This is a genomic window from Alteromonas oceanisediminis, from assembly GCF_018474025.1.
Classification (GTDB): domain Bacteria; phylum Pseudomonadota; class Gammaproteobacteria; order Enterobacterales; family Alteromonadaceae; genus Alteromonas_E; species Alteromonas_E oceanisediminis.
Window position 1 is genome coordinate 224,065 of sequence record NZ_JAHCTA010000004.1, and the last position, 15,495, is coordinate 239,559.

16 protein-coding genes are annotated in these 15,495 nt (G+C 48.1%); 6 read left to right on the forward strand and 10 right to left on the reverse strand.

What is annotated here, in order from left to right; genetic code table 11:
* Positions 1 to 12: 12 nt before the first annotated feature.
* Genes sdhA through sdhC form a run of 3 tightly spaced genes read right to left on the reverse strand, consistent with a single transcriptional unit; the run spans position 13 to position 2,502 of the window.
* Entirely contained in the window at positions 13 to 1,785 is a 1,773-nt protein-coding gene (gene sdhA / locus KIU71_RS08665) for a succinate dehydrogenase flavoprotein subunit (RefSeq protein WP_214130845.1), read from the reverse strand.
* Between the two features lies 1 nt (position 1,786).
* A complete protein-coding gene (gene sdhD / locus KIU71_RS08670) occupies positions 1,787 to 2,134 on the reverse strand; it encodes a succinate dehydrogenase, hydrophobic membrane anchor protein (protein WP_214130846.1) in 348 nt (115 codons plus the stop codon).
* Entirely contained in the window at positions 2,128 to 2,502 is a 375-nt protein-coding gene (sdhC, locus tag KIU71_RS08675; RefSeq protein ID WP_214130847.1) for a succinate dehydrogenase, cytochrome b556 subunit, read from the reverse strand. Before sdhC ends, sdhD begins: the two co-directional genes overlap by 7 nt.
* Before the next feature lie 408 nt (positions 2,503 to 2,910).
* Between sdhC and KIU71_RS08680 the strand changes: the two genes are divergently transcribed.
* Both KIU71_RS08680 and KIU71_RS08685 read left to right on the forward strand, forming a co-directional pair.
* Positions 2,911 to 4,191, forward strand: a complete 1,281-nt coding sequence (locus tag KIU71_RS08680) for a citrate synthase (protein ID WP_214130848.1) — start codon at positions 2,911 to 2,913, stop codon at positions 4,189 to 4,191.
* Positions 4,192 to 4,252: 61 nt separating this feature from the next.
* The gene (locus KIU71_RS08685) at positions 4,253 to 4,678 is read left to right on the forward strand and encodes a DUF3429 domain-containing protein (RefSeq protein WP_214130849.1); all 426 of its coding nucleotides are present in this window, start codon (positions 4,253 to 4,255) and stop codon (positions 4,676 to 4,678) included.
* Here KIU71_RS08685 and KIU71_RS08690 read toward each other — a convergent pair.
* From KIU71_RS08690 to lhgO, 5 genes are all read right to left on the reverse strand, one after another.
* The gene (locus KIU71_RS08690; protein WP_214130850.1) at positions 4,675 to 6,132 is read right to left on the reverse strand and encodes a phosphomannomutase CpsG; all 1,458 of its coding nucleotides are present in this window, start codon (positions 6,130 to 6,132) and stop codon (positions 4,675 to 4,677) included. The genes KIU71_RS08685 and KIU71_RS08690 overlap by 4 nt on opposite strands.
* Positions 6,129 to 7,550, reverse strand: coding sequence for a mannose-1-phosphate guanylyltransferase/mannose-6-phosphate isomerase (locus KIU71_RS08695; RefSeq protein ID WP_214130851.1), 1,422 nt, complete (start codon positions 7,548 to 7,550; stop codon positions 6,129 to 6,131). The genes KIU71_RS08690 and KIU71_RS08695 overlap by 4 nt, the downstream gene beginning before the upstream one ends.
* 111 nt (positions 7,551 to 7,661) lie before the next feature.
* Positions 7,662 to 8,531 carry a pirin family protein gene (locus KIU71_RS08700; RefSeq protein WP_214130853.1) on the reverse strand — a complete coding sequence of 290 codons (870 nt, stop codon included), beginning with the start codon at positions 8,529 to 8,531 and terminating at the stop codon, positions 7,662 to 7,664.
* Positions 8,528 to 9,490, reverse strand: a complete 963-nt coding sequence (locus KIU71_RS08705; protein ID WP_214130854.1) for a glutathione S-transferase family protein — start codon at positions 9,488 to 9,490, stop codon at positions 8,528 to 8,530. Before KIU71_RS08705 ends, KIU71_RS08700 begins: the two co-directional genes overlap by 4 nt.
* Positions 9,491 to 9,628: 138 nt before the next feature.
* A complete protein-coding gene (lhgO, locus tag KIU71_RS08710) occupies positions 9,629 to 10,825 on the reverse strand; it encodes an L-2-hydroxyglutarate oxidase (protein ID WP_214130856.1) in 1,197 nt (398 codons plus the stop codon).
* A 78-nt stretch (positions 10,826 to 10,903) separates the two neighbouring features.
* Here lhgO and tcdA point away from each other — a divergent pair, with 78 nt between their 5' ends.
* A complete protein-coding gene (gene tcdA / locus KIU71_RS08715; RefSeq protein ID WP_214130857.1) occupies positions 10,904 to 11,683 on the forward strand; it encodes a tRNA cyclic N6-threonylcarbamoyladenosine(37) synthase TcdA in 780 nt (259 codons plus the stop codon).
* Here tcdA and KIU71_RS08720 read toward each other — a convergent pair.
* The gene (locus KIU71_RS08720) at positions 11,680 to 12,003 is read right to left on the reverse strand and encodes a hypothetical protein (RefSeq protein WP_214130858.1); all 324 of its coding nucleotides are present in this window, start codon (positions 12,001 to 12,003) and stop codon (positions 11,680 to 11,682) included. The genes tcdA and KIU71_RS08720 overlap by 4 nt on opposite strands.
* Before the next feature lie 86 nt (positions 12,004 to 12,089).
* Here KIU71_RS08720 and KIU71_RS08725 point away from each other — a divergent pair, with 86 nt between their 5' ends.
* Both KIU71_RS08725 and KIU71_RS08730 read left to right on the forward strand, forming a co-directional pair.
* Positions 12,090 to 12,995: a LysR family transcriptional regulator gene (locus KIU71_RS08725; RefSeq protein WP_214130859.1), complete on the forward strand. Its 906-nt coding sequence runs from the start codon at positions 12,090 to 12,092 to the stop codon at positions 12,993 to 12,995.
* Positions 12,996 to 13,039: 44 nt separating this feature from the next.
* Positions 13,040 to 13,447 (forward strand): hypothetical protein, encoded by a 408-nt coding sequence (locus KIU71_RS08730; RefSeq protein ID WP_214130861.1) that lies wholly within the window; start codon positions 13,040 to 13,042, stop codon positions 13,445 to 13,447.
* 22 nt (positions 13,448 to 13,469) lie between these two features.
* On the opposite strand, the gene KIU71_RS08735 is transcribed toward KIU71_RS08730, so the two are convergent.
* A complete protein-coding gene (locus KIU71_RS08735) occupies positions 13,470 to 13,967 on the reverse strand; it encodes a DUF2919 family protein (protein ID WP_214130862.1) in 498 nt (165 codons plus the stop codon).
* Positions 13,968 to 14,077: 110 nt separating this feature from the next.
* Between KIU71_RS08735 and rimO the strand changes: the two genes are divergently transcribed.
* Complete coding sequence (rimO, locus tag KIU71_RS08740) at positions 14,078 to 15,493, forward strand: 30S ribosomal protein S12 methylthiotransferase RimO (RefSeq protein WP_214130863.1); 1,416 nt, start codon at positions 14,078 to 14,080, stop codon at positions 15,491 to 15,493.
* The last annotated feature ends 2 nt before the right edge of the window (positions 15,494 to 15,495 follow it).

Genomic DNA, 15,495 nt, shown 5'->3' on the forward strand with positions numbered 1-15,495 from the left:
ACGTCACTCCACTTAATACGAACGCGCTTTAGGCGGGAATGCTTCACGAAGCTTCGGCGCCATATTAACGTCACGTTTCATCATTTTTTCAGACTCAGGCACGTACACACTGTGACATAACCAGTTGTCATCGTCCCTGTCAGGGAAATCGAAGCGACTGTGCGCTCCCCGACTCTCTGTTCTGAAATTCGCAGCGACTGCTGTGCTGTACGCAGTTTCCATTAAGTTATCCAGCTCTAAACATTCAATACGCATCGTATTGAAATCACTGCTTTTATCGTCCAGACGTGCGTTGGCTAAACGCTCGCGGATTTCTGACAACTCTTTGAGCCCTTCGGCCATGGCATCGCCTTCTCTAAATACAGAAAAGTTGAGCTGCATGCATTTTTGCATGTCTTTTTTGATTTGTACTGGATCTTCGCCCTTGCCTTTTTCTGAGTTTTCCCAGCGGTTAAAGCGTGACAGCGCAGCTTCGACGTCCGTTTTTGATGCGTCACGAGAAGGCTCCATCTCGCCGATCTTTTTACCCAGATGTAACCCGGTAGCACGACCAAATACCACTAAATCAAGTAGCGAGTTTCCACCCAACCGGTTCGCGCCGTGCACAGATACACAGGCTATTTCGCCGCAGGCAAACAAGCCGTTCATCGGCGTTTCGTTACCGTTCTCGTCGATATCGATCACCTGCCCATCCACATTGGTTGGAATGCCTCCCATCATATAGTGACAGGTTGGAATAACCGGGATCGGCTCTTTGACTGGGTCGACATGTGCAAACGTGCGTGACAACTCCAAAATACCCGGTAGACGGGACTCAAGAACATCTTTACCCAAATGGTCAAGTTTCAGCTTTATGTGAGTGCCCCACGGCCCCTCACAGCCTCGTCCTTCGCGGATCTCGGTCATCATAGAACGAGCAACAACATCACGCCCCGCCAAGTCTTTTGCGTTCGGCGCGTAACGTTCCATAAAACGTTCACCGTCTTTATTCAATAAGTAGCCGCCTTCACCACGACACCCCTCGGTGACGAGTGTGCCGGCACCGGCAATGCCTGTCGGGTGGAATTGCCACATTTCCATATCCTGAACTGGCGCGCCCGCTCTCAACGCCATACCCACACCATCGCCGGTGTTGATGTGTGCGTTCGTTGTAGACGCGTAGATACGCCCTGCGCCGCCTGTTGCTAACACCACAGCTCGGCTCTTGAAATAGACAACTTCGCCGGTTTCAATATCGATCGCAGTACAGCCCACCACATCGCCATCTTGATTCTTAACTAAATCGAGTGCATACCATTCGCTGAAAACCTGCGTCTTATTCTTAACATTTTGCTGATAAAGCAAATGCAACAGTGCGTGGCCTGTACGGTCAGCCGCTGCGGCCGTTCGAGCTGCTTGCTCGCCGCCAAAATTCTTTGATTGCCCGCCGAAGGGGCGTTGATACACTTTTCCTTCGTCCGTGCGTGAAAACGGCAACCCCATATTTTCCATTTCTATAATGGCTTCAGGGCCTGTTTTACACATATATTCGATGGCTTCTTGGTCACCGATGTAATCAGAGCCTTTAACGGTGTCGTACATATGCCATTCCCAATTATCTTCATGGGAATTCCCTAGGGCAACAGTAATGCCGCCTTGCGCAGAAACGGTGTGAGAACGAGTTGGAAATACTTTCGACAACAACGCACACGACTTGCCAGATTGTGAAATCTGTAGCGCCGCCCGCATACCCGCGCCGCCAGCGCCTATAACAACGGCATCATACTCATGAACTGCGATACTCATACTACACTCCCCACAATACAAAGACGCCTACTGCTACGTACGCGAAGGCGATAAGGTTTAGCACGTATTGAATGAATGCGCGCAGGCCAGTAGATTTAACGTAATCGGTGAGCACTTGCCACATACCGATGCGAACGTGGATCATGACTGATAACAAGGCCGCAAACGTAAATACCTTCATTGCAATTGATGAGAATAGCTGGGTCCACACCTGAAATGTGATGTTGTCAGTGGTGATAAAAAACCAAGCCATGTAAAAACTGAATAGTGCGATGATAATGGCCGTGCCACGTAACGAAACGTAATCCTGCACACCATTTCTTTTAATCGATGCTTGGCTGGTTACCATAATACGACTCCTACTACGATAGTGAGAACAATCCACGCACCAATAATGGCGCGGGCACTATTGTTTCCCGACTGGATTTCCTCCCAGTAGCCCATGTCCATAATGCCGTGACGAATACCGCCGAGAATGTGGTATGTCAGCGCAGAAATCGTGCCGATCGCAACGATTTTGCCAAGAATGCCGTTCATCAATGTTTGCACGGTATTAAACCCATCCGCACTGGCTAGGGATACTGCCCATGCCCAGATGACGAATAACAGCGCAAAAAACATCGCTACCCCAGTGATCCTGTGTAGGATCGAAGAAATAGCAGACGGCGGAAATTTAATCGTATTTAGGTCTAAATTTACTGGTCTTTGCTTTTTCACAATCTATAGCCTGTAAGGTCCGAAATTAACACGTCTTCAATAGCGTCCTGATGGCGTGTTTGTGGTGGTGTTAAAAGCCTCAATCCCTGAGATGTTAACTGTTTGTGACTATTTAGTTGCCTTCGTAACATAGTCATTCTTCTTTATATTCAACACCGCCAGAGTATATCCAGCAGCCAGTATAAATACAATTTTTTGTTCTATTTTAACACTTTAGTCGTAATCCAATTTGCATACCTGTATCTGACTGGATTATTACGAGAAAGAATCTAGAATATTTATTGACCAAATAAGCATTAAAATTGACTTATTGTGTCTTTATCAGTACAAATAGCGCCACTTTTCCCATCGCAACTGCGCTGTTTTGCGCAGAGTGCGTCATCAAGAATTAGTCTGAGGAGAGCATACATGGCCGACCAAAAAGCCATTTTGAAAGCCGGTGATAAAGAAATTGAACTTCCCATTTTAAGTGGTACCGCGGGTCACGATGTGATTGACGTTAGAAAACTGGGCGCTTCCGGATATTTCACTTTCGACCCCGGCTTTATGGCCACGGGTTCGTGTGAATCAGCCATTACTTATATCGATGGAGCGAAGGGCGAGCTATTGCATCGCGGTTTTGATATTGAATCTTTAGCGCGTGATTCCGATTACCTGGAAGTGTGCTATATGCTGTTACATGGCGATGCGCCAAGCAGCGACGAATATCAAGACTTTAAGCGTACCATCACTCGTCACACGATGGTTCACGACCAACTTAACATGTTTTTCCACGGTTTTCGCAACGACGCCCACCCGATGGCAATGCTGTGTGGCACAGTCGGTGCACTCTCTTCTTTTTATCACAGCGATTTAGACGTCAATAGTGAAACCCAACGTCTGCGAAGTGCACATCGCCTTATTGCAAAAATGCCGACGCTGGTAGCCATGTGTTATAAGTACAATATTGGTCAGCCGTTTGTATATCCACGTAACGATCTAAGTTACGCAGGCAACTTCCTCAACATGATGTTTTCAGTGCCCGCGGAAGACTACAAAATCAGCCCTGCAGTCGAAAGAGCGATGGACCGTATTTTTATTTTGCATGCGGACCATGAGCAAAATGCTTCAACATCAACCGTTCGTTTAGCGGGTTCGTCAGGCGCTAACCCTTACGCGTGTATTGCTGCTGGTGTGGCGTCTCTATGGGGCCCTGCACATGGCGGTGCGAACGAAGCCTGTCTAAATATGCTGGAAGAAATTGGCACGGTCGACCGTATTCCAGAATTTATTGCCCGCGCCAAGGACAAAAATGATTCGTTCCGTTTAATGGGCTTTGGTCACCGCGTATATAAAAACCATGATCCACGTGCGACGGTGATGCGCGAGAGTTGCCATGAAGTATTAGACGAATTGAAAATTGACGATCCGTTACTCGACGTCGCCATGGAGCTGGAGCGAATAGCGTTAAGTGATGATTACTTCGCTGAGAAAAAATTGTTCCCCAATGTCGATTTCTACTCGGGCATCGTATTGAAAGCCATTGGTATTCCAACCAATATGTTTACCTGTATATTTGCGTTATCGCGCACCGTGGGCTGGATTTCACATTGGCACGAAATGCTGTCTCAACCTGGCCAGAAAATCGGTCGTCCACGACAGCTTTATACCGGATCAGCGCACCGCGAATACAAGCCCATTAAAAAGTAAACGGGCATTAATGTGTTAACGGCGTCCTTGGTGACGCCGTTTTTTTATGGAAACAGACATTATGCAAAAAGAAGTTAAAACACTGGGTTATTTAGGGCTCATCCCTTTTGTTACCATTCCGATTGCGCTGCAAATGGGCATGCTCAGTTACGCACAGGCATTCGCGTTTTTCAGTCAGTACTCGGCAATCATCCTGTCTTTTTTCGGCGGCGTACATTGGTTCGCGGCACTCACTGAGCCCACCAACCGCCATCAAATTTACGTGGCCATGTTACCCAGTATTGTAGGCTGGCTCGCGCTCGTCGTGTTCGCTGATGCACGCACGCTCGGTGTGCTCTCACTCGCCTATGTCGGTATGGTGGTGTATGACAAATTCACGCTGCGTTTAAGCAAACATATGATTGTGGAGTATACCCGCATGCGTGTCATACTCACCACAATCGTCGTCATTTGCCATGCTGCTATGATTTGGTTGTCGTCACGTTAACGTCGTATCATGTTGAGCAGTTCAGACGTTTTTTCTGCCACCAGCGCTTCATCTCCTCGGCCTTCCACGTTCAAACGGATCACCGGCTCTGTGTTGGACTTACGCAAATTGAAACGCCAATTTCCAAACGACAGACCGAGTCCGTCAGTCTCATCAATTTCATTCGCAAGTGGTCGGTAATGCGCTAGCACACGAGAGAGGGTTTGATCGGCATCGGTCACTGTACTATTGATTTCACCTGACGAGGGAAAGCGAGCGATGCGATCATTGACAAGTATGGATAAAGGCTGCTTACTGACGGCCATTAACTCTGCCACCAATAACCATGGGATCATACCGGAATCACAATAGGCAAAGTCTCTAAAATAGTGATGGGCACTCATCTCACCGCCATACACTGCATCTTCTTTTCGCATTCGCTCTTTAATGAACGCGTGGCCGGTTTTGCTTTTTATGGCTTTGCCTTTCGAAGAAGCAATGATCTCCTCCGTGTTCCAATAGACACGTGGGTCATAAATGATCCCCTGCCCGGGATGTTTTTTTAAAAACGCTTCAGCGAGCAGACCAACAATATAATAACCTTCAATAAATTGGCCCGTTTCATCAAACAGGAAGCAACGGTCAAAATCACCATCCCAAGCGATACCCATGTCAGCTTGACACGCTATGACAGCGTCGGCCGTGTCGCTTCTGGCTTCAGGAAGTAACGGATTAGGAATGCCATTCGGAAACTGCCCATCAGGCTGATGATGCACCTTGTCAAAAAGGACCCAAACACCCTGCGAGCGTAAATAGTTTTCTATCGCATCCAGTGCAGGCCCGGCAGCGCCATTTCCGGCATTGACCACAAATCGCTTATTGTGTAACGCTTGGATGTCAATATAGCTGCAGACGTGTGCTACATACTCACTGCGTGTTGATTGCTGCCGGTATGCAGTTTGTTCGAAAAGCGACATTGATACCGTTGGCTCACCGGCAAGAAAATCATTGGGCGACCCTATCTGCCCATTGTCTGATAATGCAGCAAGTGCACTATTCACGTCATCTTCATCGTACCTCTCAGCGCGCTGCCTAATGTCTTTCAGGCCGGAATCGCCACTGATAGGCACCGAACCTTTCTTGACGATTTTCATGCCGTTGTAATCCAGTGGATTGTGACTGGCTGTAATTTCGATGCCCGCATCCACTTTTAGCAGTGAAGTGGCAAAATAGACCTCTTCTGTCCCAACCATTCCGATGTCTATCACGTCAGCGCCTGCACTGATTGCGCCCGCGCTGAGGGCGAGCTTTAAAGGATTTGACGTCAATCGCACGTCACTGCCTACCACAATAGACTTTGCCGACAGCACCTCGACAATCGCTTTACCGATACGAAATGCGATATTTTCATCAAGCTCTGTAAGCAACTTGCCACGAATATCGTACGCCTTAAAACACGCGATGCGTCGACTCATTTTTTGACTGTCTCTGCGGCTCTTCCATAGCGGTCTGAAAACCGGACGATGTCATCCTCCCCCAAATAGCTACCCGATTGAACTTCAATCAACTCCAGTTCAATCTTGCCAGGGTTTTCAAGAGCGTGGATCGCACCAATGGGAATGTAAATTGATTGGTTTTCGGTCATCATGGTCACTTTTTCATCAATGGTTACGCGCGCAGTACCAGACACCACAATCCAGTGTTCAGCGCGATGATGGTGCATTTGTACTGATAACTTTTCACCCGGTTTAACCGTGATCCGTTTGACCTGAAAACGATCGCCACTATCGATGGAATCGTACTTACCCCATGGCCTAAAGACTTCTCGATGAAATTCAAACTCTGGACGCTTCTGAGCCTTCAATGTGTTGACGATGGCCTTGATGTCCTGAACTTTGTGTTTGTCAGCCACGAGTACCGCATCTTTTGTTTCGACAATCACAATATCCTTCAGACCCACCGCAGCGACCAAACGCTCTTCGGCATTGATATAACAGTCATCAACATTATTCAGCAAGGTATCGCCTGCAAGGACGTTCCCACGAGCATCTTTGTGCGAGGCGGTCTCCCACAGCGATGACCAGCTCCCTACATCGCTCCAGCCCGCATCAAGTTGAACCATCGCTGCGTGTTCGGTTTTTTCCATCACTGCATAGTCAATCGAGTCATCGGGTGAGGTGGAAAAGGCCGCTTCATCGATGCGAATAAAATCCAAATCCGCTGTTTCGCTGGCAATCGCTTGCTCGCAAGCATCAAAGATAGCCGGCGCGAAGCGTTTTAATTCTTGGAGGTAGAGGCGCGCGGAAAACATAAACATACCACTGTTCCAGTAGTATTGACCTGAGTCGACGTAGCGCTGCGCCTTGGCTTGGTCAGGTTTCTCTACAAATTCAGAGACTGCGTAGCCGTGTGAAATCGCATCACCAACTCTAATGTATCCATATCCCGTGTGAGGTTGGTTTGGTACGATACCAAAAGTCACAAGTTTTCCTTGCTGAGCAAGCTTTTCAGCTTTTTCAATCGCGGTATGAAATGCCGGTAGCTGACTGATTAAATGATCAGCCGCTAAGATCAACAACAGTGAATCCGAATTTTCTTTCATCGCATGAAATGCTGCTAGAGCAATGGCAGGGGCTGTATTTCTGCCCACGGGCTCGAGAATGATACCACCATGTTGTTGTTTCGCAGTGCGCAATTGCTCTGCAACCAAAAAGCGGTGCGCTTCATTACAAATTACAATAGGCGATTGGGCGGTTGTGCCCGACAAGCGCAATAGTGTCTCCTGTAGCATGGAGTGTTCTGACGTGAGTGCCAGAAACTGCTTAGGTAGCGCAACGCGCGATTTGGGCCACAACCGACTGCCTGAGCCGCCCGCAAGAACAACAGGTTGCATAACTTTGATTTCCTATAAGCTGGAGAATTAATCCTTGAAACCGCGAGTGTATGCAACCTGCGCTGTGTATTCAATGATTGCCCTGACTGATCTCTCAGCGGGTCTCAGTGCTTAAACGAAGTTCCCGGATTGATAATCCTGCAATGCTTGCTCAATCTCGGCCTGTGTATTCATCACAAACGGACCATACTGAACGACCGGTTCATTGATCGGTTGACCACCAACTACAATAAATGCAGATTTGGGTGATACCGTAACCGCTAACGCGTGATCGCGTGTTAATGTTCCTAGTTCACCCGCGTGCAAAACCCGATCTTCAACGGTGATGCTGCCTTCGTAGCAGTATACAAAATATTGATACTCAGGATCGAGCGCCACAGTAGCGTTTACGGTTTGCTCACTGCTTTTATCAACCGTTGTTGTAAAAAGGTCTGCAAAAAAGGGTTGCGAAAGTTGCGCTGAAATCGTTTTTACGGGGCCGCTGACGGTCCTTCGGTCTAGATCCAGTTTTCCGCTAAGAAGCCGGCATTCTAGTCCATCATCAATATCGAACTGCGGGACGTCACTGCTTGGAATATCTTGGTAGTCGGGTTCCGATAATTTCAATGCAGCCGGTAAATTTACCCATAGTTGAAAGCCGCGCATCAAACCGCTGCTTTGCTCTGGCATTTCTTCGTGAATGATACCCCGCCCTGCGTTCATCCACTGAATTCCGCCATCTTCTATGAGCCCTTCGTTACCGACAGAATCTTTATGACGCATTCTGCCCTTCAACATGTAAGTCACGGTTTGAAAGCCGCGATGTGGATGTGGCGGAAACCCTGCCAGATAGTCAGAGGCTTTGTCTGAACCAAACTCATCCAGCATTAAAAACGGATCCAACCGTGCAAGTAACGGCTGACCAATCACTCGTCTTAATTTCACACCGGCACCATCGGCAGTCGATACCCCTCGCACACGCTGCACAATTGAGGCTGTCATTTCGAAATGTCCGCGCGTGAATGAGGCTGTGTGAAATCAATGACAGGCCCGTTGGGGATGACGCGTGTTGGGTTGATCATGTCGTGGCTGTAATAGTAATGGCGTTTTATATGTGCGAAATTGGTTGTCTCAGCGACACCTTCAACTGCGTATAAGTCGCGCAAGTAACCCCACAAATGCGGGTAATCCACGATCCGCCGAATGTTGCATTTAAAGTGACCCACATACACAGCGTCAAAGCGCACCAGTGTCGTAAACAATCGCCAATCGGCTTCAGTGATTTGGTCGCCTACCAAATAGCGCTGCTTGGCTAAACGCTCTTCCACCACATCAAGTGCGTTAAACAGAGCGGTGACAGCCTCTTCATAAGCCTCTTGCGTCGTCGCAAAGCCTGATTTATACACGCCATTATTGATATTGTGATACACAAAATCATTGATGGTATCAATCTCTGTGTGTAACGCGGACGGATAATAATCGTCGACGTTACCAGTGATATCATTAAACGCGCTATTAAAAATCCGAATAATATCCGCCGATTCATTGTTGACCAGTGTATCTGTTTTAGTGTCCCACAACACAGGCACTGTCACGCGCGTTGTGACATCGGGCTTGGCCTTTGTATATACTTGGTGCATATAGTCAAAATCAAATAGTTTATCGCCCGTAGCGTCTGGAAAGCGCTCGAACGTCCACCCTTGTTCAAGCATATCAGGGCACACCACAGACACACCGATATGTTGCTCTAACCGCTTCAGTTTGCGAAAAATTAAGGTTCTGTGGGCCCATGGACAGGCGAGTGACACATACAGGTGGTACCGCCCTGATTCAGGCTTGAATGTCGCATGATCTTGACTCACGGTTTCTCGGAACTGAGAGGCTTGGCGCTCAAATTTGCCGCCACTGGATGAGGTGTCATACCACTTATCTTGCCATTGCCCGTCGACTAAAAGACCCATTGAAATTCTCCTTTCCGGTTGAGTATGGAACACTTGTCTATACACAGCATAGTCTGGTTTCGATCGAAAGTACGTCAGCAAATTTAAGTCATAACGTTCTATTTTTTAGAATTATTGGTTCACCATTGATTCCGACTGTTAACTGATTTTGTCAACAATCATTTTAGCAATGGGCAGTGCTGATGTTGCCGCTGGCGAGGGTGCATTACCAATATGCAGCGCGTGAGGCGATTGAACGAATTCAAAATCATGGAGTAAGTCACCGCTTAGAGACACAGCTTGTGCTCTGATGCCTGCTCGATAAGGCAACAAATCACGACTCTGTATGCTGGGACAATACCGTTGAACGCGGCGTAAGTATCCGCGTTGACTGAATGAGTCTTTGAGCTCTGCCAGTCCCTGCCGATAGTGTTTGGAAAACAGTCGCCAACTGCCGCCGAACGTCGCCATCTGGGCTAGGTCACGGAAGTTAAATTGATGCTTTTGATAGGCTTCTTTGCCAAGTGCCAACACGGCATTTGGCCCAACCGTGAGATAACCACCAATCATCGGCGTGATATGCACACCAAGGAATGGCAGATCCGGATCGGGCACAGGGTAAATAAGTGTGTTGGTTATATGGTCGCAGCGTGAAGCAAGCCTGTAATATTCTCCTCGAAATGGTAATAACGCAAAATCTGGCTTAAGTCCTTGAGAGCGAGTCAGCGTGTCTGCGTAGATACCCGCACAATTGATCACAAAATCAGCAGACAACGAGCGTGTCTCAGCGTTCATGCTTACCTGCATCCCTGTTGATGTTTCGTGCAAATGGGACACCGGTGAGTTGAACTGCAGGATCACTCCTCGCGCAACGCAAAGACTGAGCATTTGTTTGACAATAGCGCGGTAATCAGTGATACCAGAGCGCTGAATATGTAAAGCGCCACATCCGCGTATGTTCGGCTGCCTTTGTGACAGTACACGGGCGTTCAGATAGTGTGGTTCTAGGTTATTGGCTTCACATTGTGCCTGCAGACTTTCCATCCGGGTTAAGTCAGTTGCATCGCTGGCGACGATAAGTTTGCCACATTGCTGATAAGGGATATTGTGTTGCTGACAGAATCGGATGGTTTCATCAAGACCCTGACGGCAAAGCGTGGCTTTCAACGAACCTGGTTTATAATAGACGCCAGCATGAATAACACCCGAATTGCGACCCGTTTGATGTAAAGAGGCATCTGATTCCTTCTCTAACAGCGTGATGCGCTTACGAGGAAATCGTTGGCTGAGCGTCAATGCTGTTGCTGCTCCTACGATACCGCCGCCAATGATGATAAAATCAAAATTGTTCTGCATCTGCGCTTTCACACCATTGAAAATCAGTAGAGTAGCCCCGATAACATGCAACCGCAATGGATAGATACGAAACTTAATATGGCTGAAAAACAACGATTTGGTGGAATTGCCCGGCTTTACGGCGAGCAACAGTTTGCTCTACTGCAACGAGCCCACTTTTGTGTCATCGGCATTGGCGGCGTTGGCAGCTGGGCCGCTGAAGCATTGGCTCGCACGGGTGTTGGCAACATCACACTGATTGACATGGATGATATCTGCACAACCAACACCAATCGACAGATACACGCTCTCACGAATACTGTTGGCGCGACCAAAGTAGATGTGATGGCTGACCGGATCACGGCTATTTCACCCGATTGTCGTGTTAAAGCGGTAGAAGATTTCGTGACTCCCGATAATGTCAGCACATTGATCACGGCTGAATTTGATATGGTCATTGAAGCGACCGACAGTATCCAAGCAAAAGCCGCTATTATCGCTTTTTGCAAGCGCAACAAAATTGGCATTGTGACAGTGGGTGGTGCTGGTGGTCAGGTGGATCCGCGCCAGATAACCAGTGGCGATCTTGCAAAAACCACGCAAGATCCACTGTCTGCAAAGTTGCGCTCTGAACTACGGCGATTTTACAATTTCAGTAAAAACACACAGCGCCGCTTCGGTATTGAGTGTGTCTATTCAACAGAACAATTGCGCTATCCACAACCTGATGGCAGTGTTGCGTTTAACAAGTCAATAACGCAAGGCAGTGCCCGACTCGACTGTAGCTCGGGCTTTGGTGCCAGCACGATGGTCACGGCGAGTTTCGGTATGGTTGCCGCTGCTCGTGGTGTGGAAAAGTGGCTCGCGAAACAGACTTAATCCGAAGCGACTGAGCGGAAGTGTTTCCGCCAATCGAGAATACACGCCACGAACAGCCAGATAGACAGCAGGGAAAAGACCAACGTTGGGTTTTCAGCCACTTGCATAATTTCTTCACTTGCAAAAGCGGTGGCGGCAATTAATAGCAAATAATAGGGTAAATTTAGCAGGCCAGTTAGGGCGTAGAAATACGTGTTTAGCTGACTTTGCAAATGCTCCAAGATTTGTGTGCCAGGTGGAATAATCTCGTATAGCACGAGAAATTGCATCATCGCCAACGCCAAAAGAGCGGTTAGTGGAAGGGTTACGTAATATTTCATAGTGATTCAGTTTTAGACCTTATTTCAAGCTTAGGCTACAGTAACCCATAATATTCGCTGTGACCTATTAAGAAAATTTCATCATTATGTACCGGCATAAGACAACGCTTGAGCAATGGCGCATTTTACAGGCAGTGGTTGATTGCGGTGGCTATGCTCAGGCAGCAAGCCATCTCAACAAAAGCCAATCATCGCTGAATCATGCGGTGGCAAAACTACAAACACAGCTAGGAGTGGAGTTGCTGACGGTGGTAGGTCGAAAGGCACAACTGACTGAAGCTGGGGAAGTTATGCTTAGGCGCTCCCGATACATCACGCAAACGGTGGAGGATTTAGAACATTTAGCCTCAAACATTCAACAATCGTGGGAACCTGAGATTACGGTTGCAATAGATTTGGCGTATCCACGCGAACAGCTTTTACCTGCGCTTGAAAAATTTCTTCCCGATTCGCGCGGCAGCCGTTTAAGATTGCTTGATACGGTGTTAACAGGCACTGAAGACGCGATTACTCAAGGCTGGGCCGACTTAGTGATCGCACACAGTATCCCGAAAGGACATCTGGGCGAACCGATTGCGACCGTGCGGTTTGTGGCTGTGTGTAGCCCCTCACATGAATTGGCATCGCTTGAGCAACCCATCGACCCTAATGCGCTGCAACAACAGCTTCAAATTGTGATCAAAGACTCAGCGTTAAATCCCCGCGAGCAGCAAGGTTGGCTTAAGTCTGAATCTCGTTGGACAGTCAGTCAATTCACAAGCGCAATAGCACTGCTAAGACGTGGAATGGGATTCTGTTGGCTCCCTGAACACGAAGTCTCAGCCTCACTGGCTGATGGTTCATTGATTCAGCTATCGATAGCAGGCAGCACATTTCGCCAACTTACGTCGTATTTGGTTATCCCCTCGCCGGACAACCTAGGACCTGGGAGCCAGCTTCTAGCAACGTTGTTGCTTGAGCATCGACAAATTCCTCTCACTGACGCACAATAGCCGAGGTTATCGCATACTAAAAAACACTGATAAAGGCCAATACCATGCAGCAAAGCGAACTTGATAAATTGATGCAAGACAGTGCAGACAATGCCGTTCTCACCACCGAAAACGAATTCAATCTGCATCTTGACGGCAGTGTTGAAAGCATAGCGATTATTGATGACGTCATACTCAGTTTTTTAGATAAATATCAAGACAGTGCGCTAGAAGACCAAGCCGTGTTCACTTTGTGCAATATCTACGGCGCGTACATGGGTGAAGTGTTTAAGAAGTGCGTAGGCGGTACGTGGCATTACGATACGTCTGACCCCAAGTCACCGTATGTTGTCATGGAGTTCGAGGATAAATCTTACGCGTTCGCCGGTATCTGTTATCAGCGTTTGGTGAACGACAGCCACATTAGTGTAAAAGCCTACTTTGATGAGGCGGTGAAAAATCATGCACGATAAGCGCAATGAATTTGGGCCTATTTTAATCATTCGCATCACGCACGAATAACACCACATGTCGACTGCGCAGCAGATAGCCAGCGCAAGCCAGTGAGACGAGCAAAAGTATCCCGCTTGCCCATTCAAACTGGCCATGATTTATAGCAACAAGGCGTAGTTGAATTATCACGCTAACACTGAGCCCAGCCAACAAAATGTGTTTCACCTGTCGCTGCCACTGCAGAGCGTTTCGTGCTCTTAACGTGTCACGCAAACTGAGGATCAGCAGGCTAGTAATACCAAACATGGCTGGAATAACGCTCTGATACCAATGACCGGTGTCGGGGTAGAATAGAGAAATCAACGCGGTTGCATTATCACGTAGTGATGCTGAGAGGATCAGTACAACGAGGCCTTTACATAACCAGATAGCGCATAGATACAACATGAGGGGCGGTTTAATATGCCCGGATTCATCATAACAGTGTAGCGGCAAGGGAATTTTTTGATATCGCGACGCGCTGCCATCTTGCTGAGTCATTAACCTTCCTAATTTTTGTGTATTGAAGCGATTGTGAAATAGGTGTGCGTTACCGGGCTGTGACCATTATAATCAACGCCAATAACGATTTCTGTGTTTTAGAGAGAAAAATGACGGTTAATATAGTCAATCCGATCCAAACGACCACGCTGGAGACGCCCCAAAAAACGTTGGCCGCACAAGCCCGGCAAAATGATAAACCGGCGAGCGGCTCGCGCATCGGCTTCGTGTCGCTGGGCTGCCCGAAGAATTTAGTTGATTCAGAGCGGATCCTGACCCAGCTTCGCACCGAAGGCTATGATGTTGTACCAACCTATCGTGATGCAGATTTAGTCATCGTCAACACCTGTGGGTTTATTGACGCCGCGGTTGAAGAGTCACTCGATACTATCGGCGAAGCATTGGCCGAGAATGGCAAAGTTATCGTCACGGGTTGTTTGGGCGTTAAAGAAGATGAGATCCGAGAAGTACACCCTAATGTGCTGGCGATCACAGGTCCTCATGCGTACGAGACCGTGGTTGAACAAGTGCATGAACACTTGCCTAAGCCTAAACATGATCCATTTTTAAATTTAGTCCCTGACCATGGTGTCAAACTCACGCCCAGACATTTTGCCTATTTAAAAATTTCTGAAGGCTGTAATCACCGCTGCACGTTCTGCATTATTCCCTCCATGCGCGGCGATTTAGTCAGCCGCCCGGTGGGCGAAGTCCTTGACGAGGCGAAGCGCCTTAAAAATGCGGGGGTGAATGAACTTCTTGTGATCTCACAAGATACCAGTGCATATGGTGTTGATGTTAAGCATCAAACCGGATTTTGGGACGGCATGCCGGTTAAAACTCACATGCAGCAACTGTGTGAAAAACTGGGCGAAATGGGTATGTGGGTTCGGTTGCATTACGTATACCCGTATCCTCACGTTGACAAACTCATCCCACTCATGACAGAAGGAAAAATTTTACCTTATCTGGACATCCCTTTTCAGCATGCCAGTAAACGCATTCTGCGTTTAATGAAGCGTCCGGGGAGTGCTGATCGCACCTTAGAGCGCATCAAGCAATGGCGTGAACAGTGTCCTGAGTTAATTATTCGCTCTACATTTATTGTCGGTTTTCCAGGCGAAACCGACGAAGAGTTTGAAGAGCTGTTGGATTTTCTACGCGAGGCGCAATTGGATCGTGTCGGTTGTTTCGCCTACTCGCCGGTAGAAGGCGCGACGGCTAACTCACTGCCCGACCCCATTCCAGAAGACATTAAGCAACTTCGTCTAGCGCGCTTTATGGAAGTGCAAAGTGAAATAAGCGCAGAGCGGTTGCGTGGGCGCATCGGAAATGAATATCAGATTGTCATTGATTCGGTCGATGCCGAGGGCGCAGTCGGGCGCTGCTATGCCGATGCGCCGGAGGTTGACGGTGTCGTGCATTTAAATGGGGTGCATCATCTAACGCCAGGGCAACGCGTGTGGGCGCACATCATCCACACCGATCAGCACGATTGTTGGGGAGTTGTGGTGGATGACGAATAGCT

Bases quoted from the DNA above. Each gene is read 5' to 3' on its own strand.
- sdhA (WP_214130845.1), bottom strand. From the start codon at position 1,785: ATGAGTATCGCAGTTCATGAGTATGATGCCGTTGTTATAGGCGCTGGC.
- sdhD (WP_214130846.1), bottom strand. From the start codon at position 2,134: ATGGTAACCAGCCAAGCATCGATTAAAAGAAATGGTGTGCAGGATTAC.
- KIU71_RS08680 (WP_214130848.1), top strand. From the start codon at position 2,911: ATGGCCGACCAAAAAGCCATTTTGAAAGCCGGTGATAAAGAAATTGAA.
- KIU71_RS08685 (WP_214130849.1), top strand. From the start codon at position 4,253: ATGCAAAAAGAAGTTAAAACACTGGGTTATTTAGGGCTCATCCCTTTT.
- KIU71_RS08690 (WP_214130850.1), bottom strand. From the start codon at position 6,132: ATGAGTCGACGCATCGCGTGTTTTAAGGCGTACGATATTCGTGGCAAG.
- KIU71_RS08695 (WP_214130851.1), bottom strand. From the start codon at position 7,550: ATGCAACCTGTTGTTCTTGCGGGCGGCTCAGGCAGTCGGTTGTGGCCC.
- KIU71_RS08700 (WP_214130853.1), bottom strand. From the start codon at position 8,531: ATGACAGCCTCAATTGTGCAGCGTGTGCGAGGGGTATCGACTGCCGAT.
- KIU71_RS08705 (WP_214130854.1), bottom strand. From the start codon at position 9,490: ATGGGTCTTTTAGTCGACGGGCAATGGCAAGATAAGTGGTATGACACC.
- lhgO (WP_214130856.1), bottom strand. From the start codon at position 10,825: ATGCAGAACAATTTTGATTTTATCATCATTGGCGGCGGTATCGTAGGA.
- tcdA (WP_214130857.1), top strand. From the start codon at position 10,904: ATGGCTGAAAAACAACGATTTGGTGGAATTGCCCGGCTTTACGGCGAG.
- KIU71_RS08720 (WP_214130858.1), bottom strand. From the start codon at position 12,003: ATGAAATATTACGTAACCCTTCCACTAACCGCTCTTTTGGCGTTGGCG.
- KIU71_RS08725 (WP_214130859.1), top strand. From the start codon at position 12,090: ATGTACCGGCATAAGACAACGCTTGAGCAATGGCGCATTTTACAGGCA.
- KIU71_RS08730 (WP_214130861.1), top strand. From the start codon at position 13,040: ATGCAGCAAAGCGAACTTGATAAATTGATGCAAGACAGTGCAGACAAT.
- KIU71_RS08735 (WP_214130862.1), bottom strand. From the start codon at position 13,967: ATGACTCAGCAAGATGGCAGCGCGTCGCGATATCAAAAAATTCCCTTG.
- rimO (WP_214130863.1), top strand. From the start codon at position 14,078: ATGACGGTTAATATAGTCAATCCGATCCAAACGACCACGCTGGAGACG.